The following is a 3217-nucleotide window of genomic DNA, read 5'->3' as shown; positions in this document are numbered from 1 at the left end:
AAGAAGCTCGTTCATTTTCCGGAAGTTACCAGCCTCGTCATGAACACCGGGATCCAGTTCCTGGACTTCGGCTTGAACGAGGCGCGGATCGCGCGGCTGACCGGGCACTTCTGGCATCAGGCGGCGCCGGGCGGCGAGGAGTCCGCGGGCGAGGCGCCGCGATTCATCCTCCATCCCCTGTACGAGGCCGCCGACGGCGACTGGCGCTACGTGGTTGAAGGCGAGCCGGGCGGACGCATGGCACCCGACGACGGCGTCTACGAGTACCGGGCCAGCCGGGCACTCGACGTGTTCGACGGGATCTGGCTGCCGCTGCCGTTCTTCCGGCAGAAGGAGCCGGTGGGCCTGGGCGGGCCCAGCTTCGACAACGGGCCCACCAACTGGGGCAGGCTTTACGTGCGCCGCCAGGAGCGGCCCGACGAGGACGGCAACACCCACCGGGTGGTGCTGGCCTTCGACACCGTGCTCCTGGAGCGCTCCGCCACCGGCCCCTATGCCGCACCCGAGCCCGCCGACGCGGTGGACGACGCCCGCTTCGCCCTGGTCGCCGACGGGGTGCACAACCGCTGGTTCCTGACGCTCGACTGGGTCCGGACCTGGATCGCGGACGCCTATCTCGCCGGGCGCAGCCGCGACCGCAAGCGGCCGCTCCAGCTGGAAGACCTGGCCGAGCCCGGCGAGTACTGGGCGGCCTATCTGGTGCTGCTGGAAGCGCTGGCGCAGACCCTGGACATCCCGGTGCTGCGCTTCGTCGACACGCTCACCCCGTCCTTGCAGAACGAGCCGATCGACGTCGATCTCGTGGTCGATGTCGGCAACAGCCGGACCTGCGGGATCATCATCGAGCAGCCCAAGGACCGGGGCGTGGTCGATATCGGCCAGGCCTACCGGCTGGAGCTGCGCGACCTGTCCCGGCCGGAGCGGGTCTATGCCGACCCATTCGCCAGCCGGATCGAGTTCGCCCCGGCGAGCTTCGGCCGCACCGACCTCAGCCGGCGCACCGGAAGGCGGCGTGACGCGTTCTGGTGGCCGTCCCCGGTGCGGATCGGGCCCGAGGCGGAATGGCTGGCTTCGTTCTCCGATGGCACCGAGGGGGTCTCCGGCCTGTCCAGCGCCAAGCGCTATCTGTGGGACGACGCGCCCAGGCCCTTGCCCTGGGTGAACAGCCGCGGGCCCCTGCCCAAGAGCCAGCGCATCCCGCCGATCAGCGGACCGATGACCGCCAGGCTCACCGAGAGCGGCGAGCTGGCGCTGCAGGGCCAGGTCGGCATGCAGCCGCTCTATTCCCGCTCCTCGCTCTACACGCTGATGATCGCCGAACTGCTCAGCCACGCGCTCTGCCAGATCAACGCGGTGGCAGTGCGCGAGCAGCGGGCCAACGCGGCCCTGCCCAGGCGCCTGCGCTCTTTGATCCTGACCATGCCGTCCGCCACGCCGCTGGCCGAGCAGCGCATCATGCGCAAGCGGATCACGGCCGCCATCGATCTCGTCTGGCAGACCATGGGCTGGGTGGGCGAGGACGCGGTGCACCGCCGCCCGGACGTGATGCTCGACTGGGACGAGGCGACCGCGACCCATCTGGTCTGGCTGTTCAACGAGATCAGCTACAAGTTCCGCGGCAACGCCTTCGACCTGTTCGGCCTGATCGGGCACGAGGACGAACGCGGCCGGTCCCTGCGCATCGCCAGCATGGACATGGGCGGCGGCACCACCGACCTGATGATCGTCGAGTACCGCATCAACCACGGCAACGAGCAGACCATCGAGCCGGCGCAACTGTTCCGCGAGGGCTTCCGCCAGGCCGGCGACGACGTGGTCCAGGCGGTGATCGAGCAGGTGATCCTGCCCGATCTCGCCGCGGCGCTCGGCCGTGCCGGGGCCAGCCGGCCACGCCATGTCCTGTCCGACCTGTTCGGCGGCAACCGGGTCGGCCAGACCCAGCAGGAGCAGGCCCTGCGCGCCTTGCTGGTCAACCAGCTCCTGGTGCCGGTGGCGCTGGCCTTGATCCAGGAATACGAGCTGAGCGACCCGCGCCGGCCGGCACCGCCACAGACCCGCCGCTGCGCCGAGCTGCTCGGCCAGCACCGGCTCTCGGCGCCCGTTCGGCAGCATTTCCTGCGTGCGGCCGAGCGGGCCGGTGCCTTGGGCCTGGACCTGGACGAGATCCCCTTCACCGTCGACCCGGCCGCCATGGCCGGCGCGGTCCACTCGGTGGCCAGCGGGATGCTGGAAGACTTGTGCGACGTCATCCGCGCCTATGACTGCGACGTGCTGCTGCTCACCGGCCGCCCGTCCCGGATGCCGGCGGTGCGCGACCTGATCTATGCCAACCTGCCTTTGTTCCCGGACCGGATCGTGCCGATGGACCGCTACGAGGTCGGTGGCTGGTACCCGTTCCGCTCGCTGGACTTCCTGATCCAGGACCCCAAGACCACGGCAGCGGTAGGGGCCCTGCTCTGCCGGATCTGCGAGGGCATGACCCGCGGCTTCGTGTTCCGCGCGTCGCGCCTGAAGATGCGCTCCACCGCCCGGCATATCGGCGTGATGGACCTGGATGGCCGGATCGTCGCACGCAACGTGCTGCTGGCGGACGCCGACCTCGACACCGGCGAGAATGTCGAGGGCTTCACCCTGTCCATGGGCGGCCCGGTGCTGCTGGGCTTCCGCCAGCTGCCGCTGGAGCGCTGGAAGACCACGCCGCTCTATTATGTGTACTTCACCGATCCCGCCGGCCTGGCCCGGCTGGCCACGCCGCTGAAGGTGACCTTCGAGCGGATCGAGAAGAAGGACGCGACGCTGGAGGATTTCCGTCTGGTCGAGGTCGAGGACGCCGAAGGCAACCCGCGCAAGGACAAGGTCGGCTTCCGCCTGCAGACCATCCCCATGGATCAGGAGGCCAGCGGCGGCTACTGGCTGGATACCGGCGTGCTGCGCACGATCGGGCTGGCGGCCTCGTGACCGACGCCACCACCCGCCAGAAGGACCAGGACCTCGCGAACCGGGCCCGGATGCTGGCCCGGACCGCCGTGGAGGGGCTGGCCTGGTTCCGCGACAATCCGGGCCTGGTCGGCAACCGGCTGGATGCCCTGGAGCGCACCTGCCGCCGGCATGCCGTGGATGCGCGCCGGCTCGCCAACGCCGCCGAGCGGCCGATGTCGGTGGGCGTGTTCGGCGCCAGCCAGGCGGGCAAGTCCTTCCTGATCGGCAGCCTGATCAC

Annotated in this window: 2 protein-coding genes; both read left to right on the top strand. The window is 70.0% G+C overall.

Going from position 1 to position 3217, the window contains the following annotated elements; genetic code table 11:
- The coding region (locus tag VNS22_RS07200) for a virulence factor SrfB (RefSeq protein ID WP_325731044.1) at nucleotides 1-2958 on the top strand (2958 nt) is incomplete at its 5' end.
- Nucleotides 2955-3217, top strand: a 263-nt coding sequence (locus VNS22_RS07195; protein WP_325731042.1) for a virulence factor SrfC family protein, incomplete at its 3' end; no start/stop codon positions are given. The genes VNS22_RS07200 and VNS22_RS07195, both read left to right, overlap by 4 nt.

Origin of the sequence: Geminicoccus sp. (assembly GCF_035556675.1) — a bacterium.
Classification (GTDB): Bacteria; Pseudomonadota; Alphaproteobacteria; order Geminicoccales; family Geminicoccaceae; genus Geminicoccus.
This window is presented reverse-complemented; position numbering and strand designations above follow the sequence as displayed.